20 protein-coding genes are annotated in these 22,279 nt (G+C 49.8%); 12 read left to right on the top strand and 8 right to left on the bottom strand.

Translation table 11 applies throughout. The annotated features are described in order from the left end of the window. Nucleotides 1–122: 122 nt before the first annotated feature. The 5 genes from EXY25_RS11520 to EXY25_RS18960 are packed head-to-tail and all read right to left on the bottom strand — an operon-like array spanning nt 123 to nt 4,892. Complete coding sequence (locus EXY25_RS11520) at nt 123–683, bottom strand: GNAT family N-acetyltransferase (protein WP_130566887.1); 561 nt, start codon at nt 681–683, stop codon at nt 123–125. Between the two features lie 51 nt (nt 684–734). After that, nucleotides 735–1,958 (bottom strand): organoarsenical effux MFS transporter ArsJ, encoded by a 1,224-nt coding sequence (gene arsJ, locus EXY25_RS11515; protein WP_130566886.1) that lies wholly within the window; start codon nt 1,956–1,958, stop codon nt 735–737. Between the two features lie 14 nt (nt 1,959–1,972). Next, on the bottom strand, nt 1,973–2,977 hold the full coding sequence (locus EXY25_RS11510; RefSeq protein WP_130566885.1) for an ArsJ-associated glyceraldehyde-3-phosphate dehydrogenase: 1,005 nt from the start codon (nt 2,975–2,977) through the stop codon (nt 1,973–1,975). A gap of 34 nt (nt 2,978–3,011) precedes the next feature. Further along, a complete protein-coding gene (gene arsB, locus EXY25_RS11505) occupies nt 3,012–4,043 on the bottom strand; it encodes an ACR3 family arsenite efflux transporter (protein WP_130566884.1) in 1,032 nt (343 codons plus the stop codon). A gap of 12 nt (nt 4,044–4,055) precedes the next feature. Beyond that, nucleotides 4,056–4,892 (bottom strand): metalloregulator ArsR/SmtB family transcription factor, encoded by an 837-nt coding sequence (locus EXY25_RS18960; protein ID WP_130566883.1) that lies wholly within the window; start codon nt 4,890–4,892, stop codon nt 4,056–4,058. 286 nt (nt 4,893–5,178) lie between these two features. Between EXY25_RS18960 and EXY25_RS11495 the strand changes: the two genes are divergently transcribed. The 11 genes from EXY25_RS11495 to EXY25_RS11445 all read left to right on the top strand — a co-directional run bounded on the left by EXY25_RS11495 (nt 5,179) and on the right by EXY25_RS11445 (nt 18,876). After that, on the top strand, nt 5,179–6,393 hold the full coding sequence (locus EXY25_RS11495) for a GGDEF domain-containing protein (protein WP_165419340.1): 1,215 nt from the start codon (nt 5,179–5,181) through the stop codon (nt 6,391–6,393). 593 nt (nt 6,394–6,986) lie between these two features. After that, complete coding sequence (gmk, locus tag EXY25_RS11490; RefSeq protein ID WP_114337609.1) at nt 6,987–7,613, top strand: guanylate kinase; 627 nt, start codon at nt 6,987–6,989, stop codon at nt 7,611–7,613. A 60-nt stretch (nt 7,614–7,673) separates the two neighbouring features. Continuing rightward, nucleotides 7,674–7,952: a DNA-directed RNA polymerase subunit omega gene (rpoZ, locus tag EXY25_RS11485; RefSeq protein WP_114337608.1), complete on the top strand. Its 279-nt coding sequence runs from the start codon at nt 7,674–7,676 to the stop codon at nt 7,950–7,952. A 26-nt stretch (nt 7,953–7,978) separates the two neighbouring features. After that, nucleotides 7,979–10,087: a bifunctional GTP diphosphokinase/guanosine-3',5'-bis pyrophosphate 3'-pyrophosphohydrolase gene (gene spoT, locus EXY25_RS11480; RefSeq protein ID WP_114337607.1), complete on the top strand. Its 2,109-nt coding sequence runs from the start codon at nt 7,979–7,981 to the stop codon at nt 10,085–10,087. A 27-nt stretch (nt 10,088–10,114) separates the two neighbouring features. After that, a complete protein-coding gene (locus tag EXY25_RS11475) occupies nt 10,115–10,498 on the top strand; it encodes a RidA family protein (RefSeq protein ID WP_130566881.1) in 384 nt (127 codons plus the stop codon). Between the two features lie 50 nt (nt 10,499–10,548). Further along, nucleotides 10,549–11,241 (top strand): tRNA (guanosine(18)-2'-O)-methyltransferase TrmH, encoded by a 693-nt coding sequence (trmH, locus tag EXY25_RS11470; RefSeq protein WP_130566880.1) that lies wholly within the window; start codon nt 10,549–10,551, stop codon nt 11,239–11,241. A gap of 3 nt (nt 11,242–11,244) precedes the next feature. Next, a complete protein-coding gene (recG, locus tag EXY25_RS11465) occupies nt 11,245–13,335 on the top strand; it encodes an ATP-dependent DNA helicase RecG (protein WP_130566879.1) in 2,091 nt (696 codons plus the stop codon). Nucleotides 13,336–13,457: 122 nt separating this feature from the next. Continuing rightward, nucleotides 13,458–14,741, top strand: a complete 1,284-nt coding sequence (locus EXY25_RS11460; RefSeq protein ID WP_130566878.1) for an alpha/beta hydrolase — start codon at nt 13,458–13,460, stop codon at nt 14,739–14,741. Between the two features lie 14 nt (nt 14,742–14,755). Continuing rightward, nucleotides 14,756–15,517, top strand: a complete 762-nt coding sequence (locus EXY25_RS11455; RefSeq protein WP_207232156.1) for an MlaA family lipoprotein — start codon at nt 14,756–14,758, stop codon at nt 15,515–15,517. Nucleotides 15,518–15,638: 121 nt separating this feature from the next. After that, complete coding sequence (locus EXY25_RS11450; protein WP_130566877.1) at nt 15,639–16,163, top strand: hypothetical protein; 525 nt, start codon at nt 15,639–15,641, stop codon at nt 16,161–16,163. 160 nt (nt 16,164–16,323) lie between these two features. After that, complete coding sequence (locus tag EXY25_RS11445; RefSeq protein ID WP_130566876.1) at nt 16,324–18,876, top strand: AsmA family protein; 2,553 nt, start codon at nt 16,324–16,326, stop codon at nt 18,874–18,876. On the opposite strand, the gene EXY25_RS11440 is transcribed toward EXY25_RS11445, so the two are convergent. Continuing rightward, on the bottom strand, nt 18,856–19,764 hold the full coding sequence (locus EXY25_RS11440; RefSeq protein ID WP_114337599.1) for a bifunctional GNAT family N-acetyltransferase/hotdog fold thioesterase: 909 nt from the start codon (nt 19,762–19,764) through the stop codon (nt 18,856–18,858). The genes EXY25_RS11445 and EXY25_RS11440 overlap by 21 nt on opposite strands. Nucleotides 19,765–19,996: 232 nt before the next feature. On the opposite strand from EXY25_RS11440, the gene EXY25_RS11435 reads away from it, so the two are divergent. Beyond that, nucleotides 19,997–20,893, top strand: coding sequence for a chemotaxis protein (locus EXY25_RS11435; RefSeq protein ID WP_130566874.1), 897 nt, complete (start codon nt 19,997–19,999; stop codon nt 20,891–20,893). Here EXY25_RS11435 and dtd read toward each other — a convergent pair. Both dtd and EXY25_RS11425 read right to left on the bottom strand, forming a co-directional pair. Next, nucleotides 20,890–21,327, bottom strand: a complete 438-nt coding sequence (gene dtd / locus EXY25_RS11430; protein ID WP_130566873.1) for a D-aminoacyl-tRNA deacylase — start codon at nt 21,325–21,327, stop codon at nt 20,890–20,892. The two genes, EXY25_RS11435 and dtd, sit on opposite strands and share 4 nt — an antisense overlap. Next, entirely contained in the window at nt 21,324–22,205 is an 882-nt protein-coding gene (locus EXY25_RS11425) for a virulence factor BrkB family protein (protein ID WP_130566872.1), read from the bottom strand. The genes dtd and EXY25_RS11425 overlap by 4 nt, the downstream gene beginning before the upstream one ends. Nucleotides 22,206–22,279: the final 74 nt, after the last annotated feature.

The raw sequence follows: 22,279 nt of genomic DNA, 5'->3' as shown, positions 1-22,279 counted from the left end.
GCTCTCTCGGTAGGCAAACAAAAAACCAGCGAGATGCTGGGAATTTGAGAGTAAGTATGGCACTCAGTTAACGTGGCTGGTGGATTTTTCAGCTCGATCCTATCTGTTTAGTTCACTTCGGGTTAGCGTTTGTTCAGAGTCAGTTGATACAGTGCTAAATCCAACCAGCGGTCAAATTTAAACGCCGATTCGGTCAGTGTGCCGGCGTGGACGAAGCCGAGCTTTTCGTGCAAACGAATACTGGCGGAATTGTCGGCATCAATGGCGCCAACCAACACATGCACCGACTGCTGCTCTGCGCGCTTAATCAAAGCCCGCAAGAGCAGCTCCCCTAACCCCAGCCCCCGATGCTGCGGGTGAATATACACGGAATGTTCCATGGTCTGATTGGCTGCGGGTTTGTCACGAAACAGGCCGTAACTGGCAAAGCCCTGTAGGTAACCTTGCTCATCAACGGCACCAATAACAGGATGTCCGGCTGTTAGCTTGTGTTGAAACCATTGCGCGATATCCCCTTCACTGCGCGGCTGATATTCGTACAGCGCGGTGGAGTTGAGGATCGCATCATTGAAGATCTCTCTGATCACCGCGCCATGCTCACTCATGTTGCAATCAACCAGCTTGGCAGCGGGGCTTGCCGCATAGGCATCGTGTGGTGGTAAAGGCGGTAAGGCTGACGACATAACTATTCCGGTGATTTATACGGCGAACAGATCAGACACAGCTTAACAAACTCATCGAGTTACCGGCAGTGGCTTATGTTTGGGCAGTGCAACGGAGATGGCTGCAGTCATCAGCAAGAGCCCCACCGAGAACCAGAGGCACGCCGCTAACCCCCAATATTGATATATAACGCCAGATAAAACGGTCCCTAGCAGTCGTCCCATGGCATTGGCCATGTAGTAAAAACCAACATCCAGCGACACACCATCTTCGCCAGCATAGCTAACGATCAGGTAGGAATGCAGAGACGAGTTCACTGCAAAGACCGCACCAAAGGCCAGCAGGCCGATTACAATCACCCACTGTGGCTGCCAGCCCGCTTGCACTGAGACAGCCACCCCAGTGGTTACTATCGCTAACAAGCCAGCCCAGACTAGGGCTGAGTGGCCATCGGGTACCCGGCTTTGCGCCTTGCCCGTTAGCTTAGGTGCCACACTTTGCACCAGACCATAAGCGATGACCCAGCTGGCCATAAAGCCACCAACCCAGAGGTGGCTCCAACCAAACACGCTACCCAGATAAACCGGTAACGCCACCACAAACCAGACGTCTCGCGCAGCAAACAAACAGAGCCGGGCAGCGGATAAGATATTGACGCTGCGGCTTTTCGAAAAAATCTCGGTGAATTTGGGTTTGCGCTTAGTTTTGCCTAAATCTTTTTGCAACAGCATCAGGCTGGCTATCAGCACCAAACACAATACGCCAGCCATCAAAAACATTGAGCCACGAAAACCGATCCATGCCAGCAATGCACCACCAATAAAGAAGCCGATCCCTTTCAGCGCATTTTTCGAGCCAGTCAGGATCGCCACCCATTTGTAGAGCGTCCCCTGCTGGCCATTAGGCACCAACAGTTTAATGCTGCTTTTGGCGCTCATTTTATTGAGATCTTTGGCAATACCGGAAAAGGCCTGCGCCAGCATCACCAAGGGCACCGTTAGCCAGCTGTCTGGCACGGTTAACATCATTAACGCCAGCACCTGCAATGCCAAACCGACATTCATGGTGCGATTTAACCCTAACCGCGCCCCCAACCAACCACCGACAAGGTTGGTCACCACACCAAAGATCTCGTAAAACAGGAACAGCATCGCCACCTGCAGCGGCGTGTAACCCAACCCATGGAAATACAACACCACCAACATACGCAACGCGCCGTCGGTCAAGGTGAAATTCCAATAGTTGAAAGTGACAACCAAGTACTGCCGCACTTCGCTAGATAGCTGCTTTATCATCTGAGAACTGCCCGTTAGCCCGCCAAGCCGACTTTGCGTACTAACTCAGCGGTACGCGTGGCATACCCCATCTCGTTGTCATACCAGGCATAAATTTTTACCATGCGATTTTCGACCACCATAGTGGAGAGCGCATCGACAATGGTCGAACGCTGGTCGCCTTTGTAATCGATCGACACCAACGGCCGCTCTTCATAGCCCAAGATACCCGCCAACTCATTCTCGCTGGCCTCTTTCAGCAAGGCATTAACCTCTGCCACTGACGTATCCCGCGCCACATCAAACACCATGTCGGTCAGCGACGCGTTAGCCAACGGCACGCGCACCGCATGACCATTAATTTTACCTTTTAACTCAGGGAAAATTTCAACAATGGCGGTCGCTGAGCCGGTGGTAGTTGGGATCAGCGACATACCGCAAGCGCGCGCTCGACGCAGATCTTTGTGCGGTGCATCCAATATAGTCTGGGTATTAGTGAGGTCGTGGATCGTGGTCATCATGCAGCGCTCAATACCGAGCTTTTCATGAATAACCTTGATCACGGGCGCTAGGCAGTTCGTCGTGCAGCTAGCGGCGGTCACGATAGGGTGCTGCTCAGGATCGAAAATATGCTCGTTCACACCCACCACGATGTTGGCGATACCCGGCTCTTTTACCGGCGCAGACACCACAACCCGCTTCACGCCTTGGGCCAGATATTGCTGTAAAACTTCAGTACTGCGATGCACGCCGGTGGCTTCCAGCACCACATCACAACCAGACCAATCCACATCAGCAATATCACGCTGCTGCGTGCATCTGATCGGCTTACCATCGATGACCATATTGTCGCCATCGGTAGCCATCAGATGATCCCAGCGCCCCTGCACTGAATCAAACTCCAGCAGATGCGCCAAGGTGGCGGTATCACCGGCCACATCATTGATCTGCACAAACTCTAACTCAGGCCAATCATAAGCCGCGCGCAAGGCCAAACGGCCAATACGGCCAAATCCGTTAATGCCTACCTTAATCGTCATGTTGCCATCCTTTTTCAAAACAGATTCGTGTCATTTAGTTCGTGGCGTCGGTGCGAAACCAGTGCCTTGTGCGGTTGGCAAATGCCACCAGTGAAAGCATTACCGGTACTTCCACCAGCACCCCTACCACCGTCGCCAACGCCGCCCCGGAATGCAGGCCAAACAGCGAAATCGCCACGGCCACTGCCAATTCAAAGAAATTTGAGGTTCCGATCATGCACGCTGGCGCGGCAATGTTGTGGGGCAGCTTTAACCGTTTAGCAAGGTAGTACGCGATGGCAAAAATGCCATAGGTTTGCAGCATCAATGGGATGGCGATTAACACAATCACCTGCGGCTTGGCCAAAATGGTTTCCGCCTGAAAACCAAATAGCAGAACCACGGTTGCCAGCAAACCAACTATCGACCAAGGCTTCAACATCCCACTAAATTGCTGCAAACGCTGCGGTTGTTGATCGCAGTGCAGCAATTTCCGCGTCACCACGCCCGCCACCAGCGGGATCACCACATACATCAACACTGATAACAGCAGCGTTTCCCAGGGCACATGAATATCTGTTACGCCCAGCAGAAAACCGGCAATGGGTGCAAATGCAAACACCATGATCAGATCATTCACCGACACCTGCACTAGCGTGTAATTAGCGTCGCCTTTAGTCAGCTGACTCCAGACAAATACCATGGCGGTACAAGGCGCAACGCCCAGTAACACCATGCCGGCGATGTAAGCCGTCGCATCAGCCTCTGGTACTAAGCTGGCAAAAAACACTCGGAAAAATAACCAACCCAATGCCACCATGGTAAAAGGCTTAATCAGCCAGTTAATCACCAGTGTCAGTAACAGTCCTTTCGGGCGCTTGCCGACATCTTTAATGGCGGACAGATCCACTTGTACCATCATCGGATAGATCATGATCCAAATAAGCACCGCCACCAGCCAGTTAACATGGGCATACTCCCAACCTGCCAATGTGGCAAACAGATCAGGCATGACAACGCCCGCAACCACACCGGCAACAATCGCTAGTCCTACCCAAAGCGTTAAGTAACGTTCAAATATACCCACGTTAATAGCCTCTTAGTTGCAGCACTGCTGAACCCGTTCAGGGCGGTCACCCATCGCTTTCAGCCGTGCTTTTTCATTATTAATCAGTGCAGGATTACCGATCCGTGTGGTTGCCAGTACATGCACAGCCCATGGCGGCAAGGCATCACTCAAGCGATAAAAAACCCATTGCCCCTGACGCTTATCTTGCAACACGCCCTGCTTACGCAGCTGAGCCAGATGGCGGGATATTTTCGGTTGTGAAAGTTGCAACGCCGTGACCAACTCGCAAACACACAGCTCGCCTTCATCCTGCAGCAACATCAATATCGACAAACGAGTAGAGTCCGTCAGCGCCTTAAAGAATTGGTCGGCTGACAGATCGGAGGATTGCGGCAGTGGTTCGTTTGCATCAGTGTGCTCCCCCCGATTGCCACGCAGGGGCGCTGTATAGCTGTGCAACAACACGGCCACTCGCTGCTGAATATCGGCAAAGGCGTTGGCAAATGCCAGACTATCGCTGGCAATTTTGGGGTCGCTGATATCCCAGTGCAACTGCGCTACCGCTACTGGCAATGCACCACACTCCTGATTCGCTTCATTGCACAGGGTAATAATCAGGTCAAAATCATCGAAGCAATAGTCCGTTAGCGGTTGGCTGCGCAAGCGATTAACGTCAACGCCCTCAGCCTGCAATAACGTCAGCGCTCTGGGATCGATCGGCTCTGGCGCCGTTCCGGCACTGGCCACCTCAAATTGTTCAGCGCCAATATGGCGCAGCCAAGCTTCAGCCAGTTGGGAACGGGCTGAATTGCCGGTACAGAGAAACAGTACCTTGGCTCGCTGACGCTGACATTGATTAACGGGCATGGGACTATTTAAACCTTCAAGCTACATATGGACTTCCATATATACGGTATTCCATATATTAGTTATGGATACCTCATCCGTCAATGACAAATGCCCGCAACACGGAAATAAACATCACTGGCGTCTAACAACGACAGCCGACAAATAGTCCGAAAAAATGCAGCAAGCTCTCTTGCTGCGGTAAGTTGGCGTTTTAGGTTGGGATATTTTTACTGGAGCTGTGTCATAAAAATTTACAGCACTTGATGGTATGCTCAGCCTAATCCTAGGCCGCTATATTCGATTCATGCCTGTAGTAACATCATTAGCACTACCTACACTGTTGCCACTGTTGGCTCTATTCCTGATCGCACCGCTATCAGGATTAAGCTTGGACTATCAGCAACTCTTAAAGTGGTTACCTTATCCGCTGTTTATCATGGCTGCGGGGCTTGGTCACATGTATAGCTTGGGCAGACCAGTCGCCCTCGCTTTAATTCTGACTGCCAGCTACTTAGTGCTGCAGGGGCCGCTGCAAAGCAACCTGTCGGTGATACCCACGCATCAGCTATTTGTACTACTCACACTGTTGCTGCCTTGCTCGCTGCTTACCCTCTCTTTTCTACCGGAATCTGGCTCGCTCAACCGTCGCTTTGTTCTGCTGTTACTGCCCACTGCCGCACTCACCGGTATCGCTGCTATTTTTTGGCAGCCATCGGCAACAGCTCCCAGTGAGTGGCAAACGCTATTTAGTCTACGACCAGCCCCCGCGGTGTTTGCGCCGATATTTAGCCTGTTGCTTGCGGTGGTCATCGCGTTAATCCTGCTATTTCGACAAACATTGCTGCAATGCCCTTGGCAAGGCACGTTGCTCGGCTGTTTAGTTGCAACATCACTGACATGGGCGATGTTCGATAAGACACTTATCTCTAGCCTGATGTTTTGTACCGCTGCGGTGGTGCTAATTTTGTCCGTGCTATTTCAAGGCCACTATTTGGCATTTCGCGATCAATTAACCGGTTTACCGGCACGGCGCTCGTTAGAAAATGCATTTAAAGGGGTTGGACGGCGCTACGTCGTCGCCATGATGGATGTTGATCACTTTAAAAAGTTTAATGACACCTATGGCCACGATGTAGGTGATGATGTGCTGAAGATGGTGGCAGCTCATATCGCGCAGGTCACCGGAGGTGGTACCGCTTACCGCTATGGTGGCGAAGAGTTTACCGTGCTGTTTAAACGTAAAACCTTAGATGATTGCATTGAACATCTGGAGGCCGTACGTGAAGCCATCGCCGACTACTCCTTGGTGATCCGCGACAAAGAGACACGCCCAAAAGACGCTAAAGCTGGCAAGCAGCAACGAGGCCAGGCGATCCGCGGGCAGCGAGTTTCAGTGACCATTAGTATTGGCGTTGCCGAACGTGAGCCCGGTGTCGACCAACCTATGCAGGTATTAAAAGCCGCAGATAAAGCCCTATATAGAGCGAAGCAAGCGGGCCGAAACTGCTTAAAGGCTTAACAATTAGTTGAGTAGCAGAAACACCCATATCCGCAGAAAGCTTCACGCCGCCGAGCACAGTGGGTGTACGACCGCCAAGGATGGCGGAAATGTCGAAATAGCAGGGAGCACTTTTCGACCGTACATCCTGTACACAGTGTGCCCCGCGCAGCGTTTTGGGTATCGTCGCTCCTGTGCATTAGCACACCCCACGAAGTGTACTGGGTGCCATGCACCCGCGACAAGGCTCACCCCGCGCAGCGCAGTGGGTGTACCGTACATCCTGTACATAAAAAAATCCCCGGACAGGCCGGGGACTAAAATAAGGGAATGTTTTTAAAGAAACGGTTTTTGACTAAAACCAAAGCACTTTCTTCACTAGGTAAGAGTGAGCTGTACAAAGAAAGTTCAGAAAATATTTCAAAATATTTCAAAACGCCAAATAGTGTGAAGCAGGTCGCATTAAATCCACTATATTGCGAGCCGTTCCAAAAATAATAATCCAACCCATCACTGTGACATCAGTGCATAGGTGGGAAATTGTAATTTTTTTCTGCCATGTTAGGCTATGTCGCCTTTCAAAACAGACGAAAGCGCTCGCGCCAGGAAATCCGATGAACGCGCCCGGAACTCTCTTTATTGTTTCAGCTCCCTCTGGAGCCGGTAAATCTAGCCTGATTGCTGCACTACTTGCGCGGCACCAGCAGGCCACCATGGAAGTCAGTATCTCCCATACCACCCGACAGGCGCGTCCGGGCGAAGAAAATGGCAAGCACTACCATTTCGTTTCAGTAGCTGAATTCAAATCACTGATCACCGCAGATGCCTTTTTCGAACATGCCGAAGTATTTGGCAACTTCTACGGCACCTCAAAAGTGAACATTCAACAGCGACTGCAGGCTGGCGTGGATATTTTCCTGGATATTGATTGGCAAGGGGCGGAACAAGTTCGCCAGCAGATGCCGGAAGCGAAAAGCATTTTCATTCTGCCACCCTCGCAAGCGATCCTTGAACAACGTTTGAGTCACCGAGGACAAGACAGCGCAGAAGTGATTGCCCAACGTATGACCAAAGCGCGCGCAGAAATGAGTCACTATCCGGAATATGATTTCCTCATTATTAATGATGAATTTGAGAAAGCGCTGGACGATTTAGACGCGATCGTACGCTGTCATGGACTGCGCCGAACTGGACAAGCGATTCGACATAACGATATGCTCAAGCAATTACTGGCAGAATAGGCCTGGATCGGCTAGAATTCGCGCCCTTTTGATAAAACTTCCTCATGACTGGAGAGACAGATGGCTCGCGTAACCGTTGAAGACGCCGTAGATAAGGTCGGTAACCGTTTTGACCTGGTTTTGGTTGCGGCTCGCCGTGCCCGCCAAATTGCTGTTGAAGGCAAAGAAGTGCTGGTCGACGAAGAAAATGATAAGCCAACCGTATTGGCACTACGTGAAATCGAAGAAGGTCTCGTGACCTCATCAACGATGGATCAAGAAGATATCCAAGCCGTGCGTGAGCAGGAAGCAGCCGAATTAGCCGCTGTTGCCGCAATCGCCGAAGGCCGGTTAGGCTAGGCGAACGGTAGGGCAGGCGGCCACGCGTGTACCTATTCGAAGGATTGAAGGAGCAGATCTCTGGATATCTTGAACCTGCTCAAGTGAGCCAGGTTCAGCAAGCCTATATTGTCTCCCGCGATGCCCACCAAGGGCAGATGCGAACAAGCGGCGATCCGTATATTACCCATCCGGTCGCCGTGGCTCGTTTCCTTGCTGATATGCGCCTCGATCACGAGACGCTAATGGCAGCGCTACTTCACGATGTCATCGAAGATACCGAGCTTAATCGTGAAGATCTGGCCGAACTGTTTGGCTCTACGGTGGCAGACTTAGTCGAGGGCGTTTCCAAACTCGATAAGATCCAGTTCGACTCGAAAGAGGAAGCCCAAGCAGAAAACTTCCGCAAAATGATCATGGCGATGGTGGTCGACATCCGCGTCATTCTGATCAAACTGGCCGACCGTACCCATAATATGCGAACTATCTTCGTCCTGCGCCCTGATAAGCGTCGCCGCATCGCCCGGGAAACGCTCGAAGTTTATGCGCCATTGGCAAACCGGCTGGGTATTCATAATATTAAAAACGAGCTGGAAGATTTAGGCTTTCATGCCATGTATCCAGCCCGCTATCGGGTAATTAAAGAAGCGGTACGTAAAGCAGCAGGTAACCGCAAAGAGCTGATGCGTAGCATCAAAGAAGAGATCGAAGGACGTCTGCAGGATGCAGATGTTCCTGGCAAAGCCGTCGGACGCGAAAAACACCTGTACAGCATCTATCGCAAAATGGTCAGCAAAGAGCTGCAGCTGCATGAGGTGATGGATATCTACGCGTTTCGTGTCATCGTCCACTCAATTGATGACTGTTATCGCGTTCTGGGCGTCATGCACCGTTTGTATAAGCCAAGACCGGGACGTTTTAAAGACTATATCGCGATTCCCAAAGCCAACGGTTATCAATCTTTACATACCTCATTAGTTGGTCCCCATGGTGTGCCCGTCGAGATCCAGATCCGTACCGACGATATGGACCAGATGGCAGACAAAGGGGTAGCGGCACACTGGGTTTATAAGCAAGATGGCGATCGCTCAGGCACCACAGCACAAGTTCGCGCACGCCAGTGGATGCAAAGCCTGCTGGAGTTGCAACAAAGTGCAGGCTCCAGTTTCGAATTTATTGAAAACGTAAAAACTGACCTGTTCCCGGAAGAGATTTACGTATTCACCCCAGATGGTCGCATTATTGAACTGCCAGACGGTGCGACACCGGTCGATTTTGCCTATGCCGTGCACTCAGATGTCGGTAACACCTGTGTCGGTGCCCGCGTTGATCGCAAAGCCTTTCCACTGTCACAAAAGCTGAAGAGTGGTCAAACGGTCGAGATTATTACCTCTCCAGGCGCCCGACCGAATGCAGCATGGTTGAATTTCGTCATCACCTCGAAGGCGCGAGCCAAGATCCGTCAGTTACTTAAACGGTTGCGCAGTGAAGAATCGACGGCACTAGGTAGACGTTTAATCAATCATGCATTGGGCGCTAAGCGCCTCGAAGATATTCCTGAAGCGCAGATTGAGCGCGCACTCGAAGCGCTGCGTCAGCCATCCCTCGAAGACCTTCTCAGTGAAGTAGGTTTGGGTAATGCGATGAGCGCCGTGGTCGCTCGACGTTTGTTAGGTGAATTAGACGATGCGTCAGGCACAGACAGAAACCACTTCCCGATCCGTGGTGTCGAAGGCCTGCTGCTTAGTTACGCAAAATGTTGCCATCCGATCCCTGGGGACCCGATTATCGCCCATGTAAGCCCCGGAAAAGGCTTAGTGATCCACCATGAATCCTGCAAAAATATTCGTGGATATGATAAAGAGCCTGAGCGCTATTTTGCTGTCGACTGGGACGAAGCAAGGCTCGATGAAGAGCAATTTCTTGCGGCACTTCGCATAGATATTGTTAACCATCAGGGAGCACTGGCAAAATTGACCGCGCTCATTGCCAATACTGATGCCAATATCCATAGTCTGAGTACTGAAGAGAAAGATGGCCGAATTTATCTCATCCATCTGGTACTCACCATCAGGGATCGTGTTCATCTGGCCGGTGTCATGCGCCGGATCCGCGTGATGCCTGATGTACTAAAAATCAGTCGTAACCGAAACTAAAATAACAATCTTACGAAGGCAAAAAAAATGGCAAAGACCATCATTGCAACAGACAAAGCACCAAAGGCTATCGGCACCTACTCACAGGCAGTTAAAGTAGACAATACCGTTTATCTATCAGGCCAAATCCCTTTAGTACCAAGCTCCATGGAACTGATCAGTGAAGACTTCAGTGCTCAAGTCAGGCAGGTATTCGATAATTTGACCGCCGTATGCGAAGCCTCTGGTGGTTCACTGAACGATATCGTAAAGCTCAATATCTTCTTACTCGACCTAAGCCACTTCGCCACGGTTAACGAGATAATGGCCGAGTATTTCCAACAGCCCTACCCTGCGCGAGCAGCTATCGGTGTTGCCGCATTACCAAAAGCAGCACAGGTCGAAATGGATGGCATCTTAGTCACCGAATAATCCTTTTTCGCAAGGCCGCAGATGCGGCCTTTTCTTTTGTAGATTGATCCATGAACCATTCTCGATTCTCCCGCATATCCGCCCTGCTTGACCGACGCCAGCCCGATCTCACCGTGGTCATGGATGAAGTGCATAAGCCGATGAATATGGCCGCTATAATTCGTAGCTGCGATGCCATTGGCATCCCTAAAGTGCACGCCATCTGGCCAGAAAAATCGATGCGGATCTCTGGCAATACCGCCTCAGGTAGTCAGCAGTGGGTCGACGTTGCTGTTTATCAAGATGCCGAAAGTTGCTTAAGTAAGTTAAAAAGCGAAGGGATGCAGCTTGTGGTGACCCATCTAGATGCCAAAGCTGTCGACTTCCGACATGTGGACTACACACGGCCCACAGCCATTCTTGTTGGTCACGAAAAGTTTGGCGCATCAGAAACGGCTTTGGCCTGCGCCGATCAAACCATAGTGATCCCTATGCTTGGCGCAGTCCAATCACTTAATGTCTCTGCTGCAACCGCGGTGGTACTCTATGAAGCACAGCGACAACGAGAGATGGCCGGCATGTATCAACAACCTAAGCCACTAGACAGCAGGGTACGTCACCGCATGTTGTTTGAATCCTGCCATCCGATATTTGCCAAGCTGTGTAAGAAAAAAGGCCTACCCTACGCCGAGCTGGATGACGACGGTGAGATTATCGCAACAGATGACTGGTGGCAGCAGATGCGAACAAAAAGCAATGGATAGCAGATGAGCGACCTCCGCCAAAGCAAGGCATTAGCGCAGCTGAAAGTGACCGAGCTTAACGGTGTAGGCCCCAAAGTTGCGGAAAAATTGGCGAAGCTAGGGTTGGTGGTGATCCAGGATCTGCTGTTTCACCTGCCCTATCGTTACGAAGACAGAACCCGTATCTACCCTATCGCAGCCCTAATGCCCGGGATCCACGGTAGCGTCTGTGGTGAGATCATCAGTAGCGATGTCACCTTCGGCCGCAAACGCATGCTTAGGGTAAGGATCAACGACGGGGGAGGTTTACTCACCCTACGTTTTTTTACTTTCAGTGCCGCGCAAAAAAACAGTTTTGTTAACGGTAAGTGGGTACGTTGCTTTGGTGAAATAAAACGGGGTCAGCACGGTTTTGAGATCATTCACCCCGAGTACTCCGTCGGCGAGCAAACCACGCTGCACACCATGGAACAGGCGCTTACACCTGTATATCCCACCACCGAGGGATTAAAACAGATCAGCCTGCGTAAGCTTTCAGATCAAGCCTTAGCCATGCTCAGCCGTCACGGCCTGCCGGAATTGATCCCAGCAGACTTGATGGCTCATCCTATTACCCTGAACGATGCTCTCCAGCAACTCCACAGACCGCCACCCGATATTTCATTAGAGCAGTTGGAGTTGGGGCAGCATCCAGCACAACAACGCTTAGCCTTGGAAGAGCTGACCGCACATCAAGTATCTGTACGCCAGCTAAGACAGAAAAGTGATCTACATAAGGCGCAAGCGATCGTAGCTGATGGTCGGCTGCAACAGCAGCTGCTGGCTCAGCTACCGTTCAGCCCAACTAATGCACAGCAGCGGGTGGTGAAGGAAATTACTGCAGACTTAGCTAAAGCTCACCCGATGATGCGGCTGGTGCAAGGCGATGTGGGCTCAGGCAAAACTCTGGTAGCAGCGATGACAGCAGCATTAGCGCTACAACAAGGTGGGCAAGTCGCACTGATGGCGCCAACGGAACTGCTTGCAGAACAACACGCACTAACCTTGGCGACCTGGTTCGAGCCACTAGGGATAAAGCTCGCTTGGTTAGCTGGCAAACTGAAAGGTAAAGCCCGACAAGCGTCACTCGATGCTATCGCCAACGGCGAGGCGCAATTAGTGGTCGGCACCCATGCCATTTTTCAAGAGCAGGTGGTTTTCCACGATCTTATATTAGTGATCATCGATGAACAACATAGATTCGGTGTGCATCAACGCTTAGCATTACGAGAAAAGGGCAACAAATCATCTGGCTACCCCCATCAATTAATCATGACCGCCACGCCCATACCTCGCACCTTAGCGATGACTGCCTATGCCGATCTTGATACCTCGATCATCGACGAGCTGCCACCAGGGCGCACACCGGTTACGACTGTCGCTATACCTGATAATCGCAGAGAGGAAGTTATCTCACGGGTCAGTATGGCATGTAGCGAAGGCAAGCAGGCCTATTGGGTATGCACCCTGATAGATGAGTCTGAAGTGTTACAGTGCCAAGCGGCCGAAGAATCAGCTACTGCACTGCAAGAGCTGCTTCCCCACTTAAATATTGGCCTAGTACATGGGCGGATGAAGGCTGATGAAAAGCAGCAAGTGATGGCGCAGTTTAAGTCTGGTCAGCTGCAATTACTTGTCGCTACCACCGTCATAGAAGTAGGCGTGGATGTACCGAATGCCAGCTTAATGATCATAGAGAATCCAGAACGCTTAGGGTTGGCGCAGCTACATCAACTACGTGGCCGCGTTGGCCGAGGTAGTGTCAGCAGCCATTGTGTTTTGCTTTACCATGCACCGTTGTCAAAAACAGCCACTAAACGTTTAGGTGTACTACGACAAACCAATGATGGCTTTCAGATCGCCCAGCACGATTTAGAGATCCGCGGGCCAGGGGAACTGTTAGGCACCCGGCAAACCGGACTGGCACAGCTTAAAATAGCCGATTTGTTGCGAGATCAGGGCCTCATCCCGATGGCACAGCGGATCGCCGAGCAGCTCCATTCGCGATACCCAGCCTATCTATCACCACTGACGCAGCGTTGGTTACAACAAGAGTTGGATTATGGTGCCGTTTAACAATTACACAAAAAATTAAATATTTCGTTACATTTACCTGTTTTTATTCCGAAAAATCTACATACTAAGTAAAGCTATTCAGAAGAAATAGCTCCTCTTTCCAATGCATGCGGAATAAAAATATGAAAAGGATACTGCTCGTCGGAGCGATGTTGCTGCTGTCTGGCGCTTCATACGCCGCCGAAAACTACGATTTCCCATTCACCGACCCCTTCAAAGCCACCGTATTTGGTACTCCGGCAGCTTATAAGGCTGATCTTCCGAAAGATGATGAGATCAATCGTGAAGTTCTCTCGCTGGATATTTTTCCGGAACGCGAGGTTCCTGAAGTTTTTTGGTATCAAGAAGAATTTGAGTATTCGGTTGTATATCAAGAGAAGCCCGCGCCATTAGTTTTCTCCATCGCTGGTACTGGCGGTAAATATAATGGCGGCAAGATGAAAGCGCTGGAGAAAGCGTTTTTCAAAGCTGGCTACAACGTTATCTCTATCACCTCACCAACCCACGCCAGCTTTATTGTTGCCGCATCAGAATCACAACTCCCTGGCGATTTGGCTAATGACGCGGAAGAGATCTACGGTGTGATGCAAAAAACACTGGCTCACGCAAAAGATGAGCTAGGAGACAAGCTGCAGGTCACTGACTTCTATCTAACAGGTTATAGCTTGGGCGGTGCCCATTCTGCTTTTATTAGCAAGTTAGATGAAGAGAAAAAAGTGTTCGACTTTAAGAAAGTCTTTCTCGTTAACCCCCCTGTTAGCCTCTACAACTCCGTCATCATTCTTGACGGCTATGTTGAGTCGGTCGGCACCGCTGCCGTCAAGCAAACCATAGACAGCATTTTTAGACGCCTCGGCGAAAACGTATCTCATGCTGACCGTGTCGAATTAACCCCCGATTTCATTTATAGAATGTTTGTCGCTGCGGGCGTTGATGATGCAGAGCTGGCACAACTTATCGGCCTAGCCTTTCGCCTCAGCTCAACCGATATGATTTTTGCAATTGATGTGATGCAAAACTGGGGCGCGATTACCTATAAAAACCACGAAATATCTAAACATGAGAGCATCAGCCACTCATTTGCGCGCGGCGCACAAGTGGGTTTTTTGACCTACTTTGAACAAGCCATGGTACCGATAGCTGAAGAGAAAGATCCCAGCATGGATCGCACCCAAATGATCAACCGTCTCAGTTTGACTAGCCTGGCTGGCTATCTGATGTCAGCAGATAAAATTTCTGTAGTCACCAACGCTGATGACATTATCTTAGCAAGCCCTGACCTTGCTTTTCTCACCAAAACCTTTGGTGACCGAGCGAAAATATATCCCTACGGTGGCCACTGCGGCAACATGGACGAAAAAGTCTGGGTTGAGCATATGCTGGCCTTTTTCGCGGCTGAGAAGTGAGCAGGGAGCAAATAATGATGAATAATATGAACCATATACGTAATGCATTGCTCGTTTCTGTTGCTCTGTTACTGGGGGCCTGTAGCGCCACTCCAGAACTAGAAGCTGATGCGGTCGAGCCGAAGTTGCCGATGCCAGCTCCGCCTGCAGATCCAGATGAGAAAGGAATTTCTTACAGTAACGATCCTTGGGAAGGCTTTAACCGTCGCTCCTACTACTTCAATGCCAAAGCCGATGAGTATGTGATCTTACCCATCGTCAATGGTTATCAGTGGATCACTCCTGATATTGTGGAAACAGGCGTAAGCAACTTCTTCAGTAACTTGGGTGAACTGACCACCTTTATGAACTCGGTATTACAGTTAAAAGGTGAGCGGTCAGCGACAACTGCGTTTCGCTTTGTGACTAACACCACCATCGGCTTGCTCGGTGTTTGGGATCCGGCAACAAAGATGGGCGTTTACAAAGAAAGAGAAGATTTCGGCCAAACGCTGGGACATTGGGGCGTAGGTGCTGGACCTTACTTTGTTATCCCTTTACTTGGGCCATCAAGCGCACGTGATGCGTCAGGTCTATTGGTCGACACCTTGGTGTTCAATGCCATCATTAGCGAACTCGACATGAAAAGTGAAGAGGAGTTAGCACTCACTCTGATGCGAGCCATTGATACACGTAAGAATATTCCATTCCGTTATTATGGTTCAGGATCTGCGTTCGAATATGAGCTAATGAGATTCCTATACTTCAACGCACGTGAAATCGCCGTGAAGCGATAATCGTTCTAAACAATAAACATGGCCGCTATCGCGGCCATGTTTGTTTTTTGACCAAGCTATTAAGCTAAGGTATTATCAACGCTGTACAGGAAGTACCACACACGGAAGTAAGGAGTGCACAATGGATATGTGCGTAATCGAGCAAAAAACCCTCTCACTGATACAACATACCGCCTATCGCTGCCTATTTTGGCTGGCCTTAGTCACTTTATTTTCTTTATTTGGTGAAGCCATCGACGGCGCAATTAGCCTGTCGGACCTATCTTTTACTCTCAATTTTGTTATCCCCTGCGCACTGCTGGCATTGGTGTATATCGGCTTAGCACTGATCAGCAACAACTATGGCCAGGAACTGAGACTTATATGGAATGGGGCGCAACTTCAATACGACCGTTATGGCCAGTCACAGATCTTTTTACCTAGCCAGATACGCATGGCCAAACTGGAAGGAAAGGTCACTCCACAGCTGACCTTGTACTTATCAAATACGGACAGTCCGCGTCGACTCTCTTTAGAAGGATTACCTTTAGCCGAATGTGAAGATTTACTACAGCAGCTTTCGTTTCGAATCGAGTCCAGTGAGAAGACGATGTTGCGGTCAAAAGCTGAAGGTGAATCGCTAGCGAATAACGTCAGTTTGGCGTGAAGCCTGCGTAACCCTTGGATAAAAATCGAAATAGGCTAAGCATACCTTTCCCTGCGATTGCCTATTTCTCTTTTAAAACCATATAGTTTGCTTTGTTTATTGGCGAGTCACCTAGTTTTTAACGCTATACTGACTCAATATATCCAAAGATAGTCTTGCCATGAATATTCGTCGTTTAGTTAAATGGACTGCAGCCACCCTCATAGCCGTGCCGATGTTAGCTATCGTGGCTTTCTTGCTTTGGTTTAAAGGGGATTATTATCGTGGTCATTTAGAACGCCTGGTGACAGACAACACACCGATTGCTCTAACAATTAATGCCCCCGTCGAATACTCTCTCACAGATCCCTATCTGATCACTTTGCGCGCCCTTGAATTTAGCTTCAACTCGAAGCCAATTTTGACGCTTGATCGTTTTGCCCTGCGGATTGATGAACTTTCCCTATTAAAACGAGCAGTTGTTATTGAAGGGATCAGCGTAGACAGACCCGCCTTGGATATGAGTCCAGAGCAGTTAGAAGAGCTGCTTGCAGCATTTGCAGAAGGGAAAGAGGCTGAGCCACAAGGCCAACCCAAAGAGGAGTTATTGCTCCCCTTATCAAGTTTGTCCCTGAAACAACTAAATATTGATGGCCTATCACTACGTTGGGAAGATCTTAAGCAACCTATTCGACTTAAAGAGCTCACTCTCGCAATCACCAACTGGCAGGTAATCCAAGAAGCTAAACTGTTACCCACAAATTGGCAGCTAGCGGTCTACCTGTTTGCAGAGGAGGTTACCTGGCAACATGTTTCAGCTGAAGATCTAACGCTGCACGCACTCATGGATGAACACAAATTTCGCATCACAGATGCCAGTGTGCAGATCTTTTCCGGACAAGCGACTCTCGCTTCCAGCACGGTATTAGATGCAGGATTTGCTACCACAATACACAGTGCTACCCTTAAGCAGATAACCTTAGATGACGCCCTGTTTGGCCCTTTACTGTCATTAGAGCAGGACACGAGCAATGCAGAGCCAATACCTGAGCGCCAAGACAAAGATCTATTAGCCACGATTTCACTCCCCATATCCACGTTCAATATTGAAAACCTTGAGATCAGCGAATTAGGTCTAAATAGTGAGATCCTTGGACAAGGATTAGCACTCGACAACTTTTCTCTCGACGCGGGAGATATGGTTCTGGTCAATGATTATAAATTCGATCCCGCAGTGATCAGCGGTACTGTCGAAGCAACATTTGATCGGCTGATATCGCAGCAACATCAACTCGATAATCTTATGGCCGAGCTAGGTTTATCCAACGGTACCCTGCTGTTGAACAAGCTTGAAGCGGAGCTGCTGAATGGTTCGTTAAGCCTTGTGGCAAAAACCCAACTCGCCGACCACCTGCAAACAGAAATCACCTTATTACAATTAAAAGATCTGCAGATTAGCGACACCTTGTGGGCACAAACAACGCCGCCAGCAGATGAAACGGATGAACCAACAGCGACGGTAGACGATGAACCAACGGCAATGCCATTGAAGGGCCTATACATCAAACAAGTCGAAGTTGAGCGCCTGCAATTAAGCTTAACTCAGATGGAGCCCCAGGTAGCTGCAGATTCCCTCAATATGAGCTTAAGTAATTTGGCTCTCATCGAAGATTTTACGCTGGCAACTTACCCCGACCTGTTAGCTTTGCCATTTGCACTAACGCTTACAGGTGCCAACATTTCATCCGCTGATAGGGAGATAGATGCTACAACCATCGCCGTCAAAGGGGGTCAACCGTTTGAAATTTCGAAGTTTAATATTGAGAGTAAGCAAGGCACAGTGGCAGGTCATGGGACCATTGAAACGCAGGACAGTACGTTACCATTTGAACTGACATTGGCAGGAAAGCAGCTGGATCTTACGCTGCTTGATCCTCTCGATACTGGTTACCCTCTGAGCGGCAAAGCACAGCTGGATGCCTCGCTCACCGGCTCGGCAGTTTCCAGCGATGCTATATTAAACTCTCTCACCGGCCCTGTGCATCTGAGCACTGGCCGAGCCACCATGTACAACATCGACGTTGATATGACTTTACAGGGCTTTCTCGACAGTCAGGAGCTCACACTTACCGATGTAGGCGCATTTGCGTTACTTGGCCCCATAGGACTCGCGGTGAGCAAAGCTAGCGCTGTCAGCAGTGCCGCCGCTGGCGCACTGGCAGGTGGAGAAACGCAGATAGCCGAAACGGACATCAATATCAATTTTAACAGCGGAGTAATCGACTTTGGCCCCTCGGCCATCGCCACAGAGAAACACCGCGTTGCCCTTTTTGGCGATATCGATCTACCAAAGCAACGTTTTGACCTATTGCGCACCACCATATTGGATGATGAAGCCTGTGTGCGGCTTGCGCGAAGTATCGATGGCCCCTTCAATAACCCAGATGTGCAGGTCGCCAGTGCTATCACGGGGACGGTAACCGGTCTATTCAGTGGCGCATTCTCGGGCACAGAGAAATACTTTGGCGATGGTTGTGAGCCGGTCTACAGCGGCCCTGTAAAATCACCAAAGCCATTCGATTTCGAAGCGAATGCAGAAAAATTAGTACAGCAAGAAAATGACCTTTTAAAGACACTACCTGCAGCAGCCCAACGTGCCGAAGAGGAGATGCAGAAAGCCATGTTTGAGATTATCCAGCAGGCAAAAGATCAATCAACTGATACCAGCGGATAGCACCAAATATTCTCCTTTAAACTGTGCTGCTAAGGGCTGCTTGCTATCTTCCAGCGTCACCGTCACAGACAGATGCGCCTGCTCGCCGCGTCGCAGCGGGTGCACACTGCCCTCAACTTCCGCTCGACTTACGTAAGCGGTAGGCTCCTCCGTCAGCGGACGCAAATGGCGAATTTCACCGTGGCTTAAAGCGATACTACCGGAAAGCCCTTGCTCTTTAAGCATCATGTAGATCATCCCCCAGCCAGTTAAACAAGCTTGAGAATATGCACTACCGGCAAACAACGTGCCGTGCAGATTAATGTTGGCATTAAACGCGGCACGAGTTTCAAAGCGCTCACCGCTATACTCAATGATCCGGATCCCCAATGCTTGACTGATTGGAATGCCATCACGCCATATTTTTTGTAGTTCCTCACACCAATCAGCGTGGCGGGTACGATCATTCAGTGCAGGGAGTTCCTTCAGCATTTGCTGGTGATGGATCTGGCCAAAATGGGTTGGCCCCTCGCCAACAGCTTGATACCCCTGCTTCTCATAAAATGGCAATGCTTGCTGCCTTGCGTTGAGCACGATACGTTTCAGTCCCAATTCACGCGCTAACTGTTCCAGCGCGAATATCACCTGAGAACCCAGACCACTGCCTCGCATATCGGGATCCACCGCCATATGGCGTAACTGCCCTTCATCTGCACTACTTTGGTAAAGCCGTCCAACGGCACGGGGGAGCCCCTGTTCGTCAACTAACATGCGATGATGGGCGTAAGGATCAAATTCATCCTTTTCCGAGCCCTTCGGCAGCTGAAACGGTGCCCTCATTACTTGCCAGCGAAACTCAAAATAGCGTTCAAGCTCTTCATCTGTCTTTGGCTCAATTAAGGTAAACATGGCCCCGCATCCTTGAACTCGTTTTGCACACCGACACTGATGCACAGTTATATTTGAGCACTTTTTATCCGTGCTTTTGCCGATGGAGTCAATCAATTTGTTTTCTCTGCAGATCACACAGCAATGCGACCGAGTAATCGAGAGCCATGCCACGCTTTCAATGGATAAGGCTTGGTAAGGCCTTATCTCAGGACTATGCTCGGTATCATATGGCAACGTTAGAGCAGATGTTATGAACAACCCGCAAGATCGATCGAACCAAGGTTTACTGCAGTTTTTTCTTTCGAACAAACAGCCTTTTGCCATAGCGACATTGAAAGTAAGAGAGATCGTTAACTTTCAAGCTCTGACCCAGTTGCCCCACAGTCACCCAGCTATCCTTGGCGCAACAACATTACGCGATGAAACCATCTCTATCATAGATATGGCGATGGCTATCGGTTATCCGCCGGTCGCAGAGGAAGACCTAAAGAACTGCAGTATTATCGTGACGGAATTCAGCCGTAAACAAACCGGCTTTCTGGTGCGAGGGATCGACAAAATCATCGAAGCCGAGTGGCAAAAAATTGCTGCGCCGCCCGCTAGTTTGGGGGCACAAACCTATATCACCGGCGTGATAAGAAGCGATGCAGGACTTGTTCAAATCATTGATGTTGAAAAGATCTTAGAAGAGATTGAGCCACCGGAAAGCGGCTCAGTCTCAACCGATTACGGCACGGAAGATCTGGCTCCTTTGGCAGATAAGAGCATACTGTTAGTAGATGATTCCCTCGTCGCCAGAAAGCAGATATCTCATGCATTGGATGATGTAGGTGCTTCATATTTTGTTACCAACAATGGCCATGAAGCGTTGGCTTTCTTGCAGGAGATGGCCAATGAGGGTGGCGCGGTAGACATTGTTGTCAGTGATATCGAAATGCCACTCATGGATGGTTACGAACTGACCCGAGAAATTAGACGAGACCCACGTTTGAGTAAAGCCTATGTCATTCTGCATACCTCCCTCTCCAGCACCATCAGTATGGATCAGGCAAAAGATTGTGGTGCAGACAAAGCTTTAACCAAGTTCAATGCCAACGATCTGATCCACACCATGCTGGAAGGTGCACGGCACGGTCGACAAAGTTAAAGTTGCAGTGAGAAGGTAACAGGACCATCGTTTTGTAGGCTGACTTGCATATCTGCACCGAACTGGCCTGTCGCAGTCGTTACACCGAGCTGTCGCAACTGGGTAACGAAACGCTGATAGAGTCGTTCCCCTTCGGCAGGTATCGCAGCGGAGCTAAAGCTCGGTCGCAGGCCTTTTCGCGTATCAGCGGCAAGCGTAAACTGAGAGACGACAAGTATCTCTCCACCGCTTTGCAATAGGCTGAGGTTCATCTTCCCAGCATCATCCTCAAACACCCGATAGTCAATCACCCGACGCGCAAGCTTGTCGCAACCACTATCGGTATCACCTTTTTCAACACCTAAAAACAGCAGTAGCCCAGAATTAATCGCCCCAACCGTTACACCATTCACTTCAACGCGAGCGAACTTTACCCGCTGGATCAGCGCTATCATTCTGCTTCATCATCCTTTTGTTTTGATTCGGCTTCCAACTCGCCAAGCGCTGCAGTCAATTCAGCGCCAAGCAATACAACGCTCCACGCTAAGTAAATCCAGATGAACAGCAAAGGAATCGCAGCAAGTGCGCCGTATATCGCCTCATAAGAGGGGAAGTGAGTAACATACAGAGCGAAACCTTTCTTGGTCAATTCAAATAACACAGCCGCCAATACGGCACCTGCGAGGGCATTGCGAAAACGAACAAAGGTGTTCGGCACGAGCGTATAAAGAATAATAAAAGCACAAACGGACAACAGAAAAGGAAGAAAGCGCAACACCGTTGGTAACATGCCGCCAATCGCACTATCACTAAATATTTTTAAGGAAACTAAATAGGAGGTCACGGCAATACTAGAGCCGATGAGAACAGGCCCTAAGGTCAGCACCATCCAGTAGATAGAGAAGGAGATAATCGTCCTGCGCCCCCCAGAGATCCGCCAGATACGATTCAGTGTCTTATCGATAGCGGATATCAATAGCAGTGCCGCTGCGACCAAAAAGCCTATCCCTATCGCGGTCATTCGCTTGGCATTCTCTGCGAAACCGGTCAGATGCTGACGCACCGCGTCACCAGACGCGGGGACAAAGTTATTAAATACAAAGTCTTCAATTTGCCCCTGCACCGACTGAAACACCGGAAACGCAGAAAACACAGAGAAGGTCACGGCAACCAAAGGAACCAGAGACAGCAAGGTAACGTACGCAAGATAGCCCGCCACCATAGTGATCTCATCTTGCTGGATCCGCTTTCGAATATGTAACAACAGAGTGACTGCCTTGTCGACATACGCTCGCAGCGATTGGATCAATTCTTTACGATTAATCGGTTGCATACCCTTGCCATCTCCTATCGTAGGAGTCTAAAGTCTTAGCTGTTAGTCATATACAATAGCAAATTCAGACGGTT

It is taken from the genome of Corallincola spongiicola, assembly GCF_004284785.1.
Classification (GTDB): domain Bacteria; phylum Pseudomonadota; class Gammaproteobacteria; order Enterobacterales; family Neiellaceae; genus Corallincola; species Corallincola holothuriorum.
The sequence above is the reverse complement of the archived record's forward strand: the minus strand, read 5'-3'. Positions and strand labels throughout refer to the sequence as shown.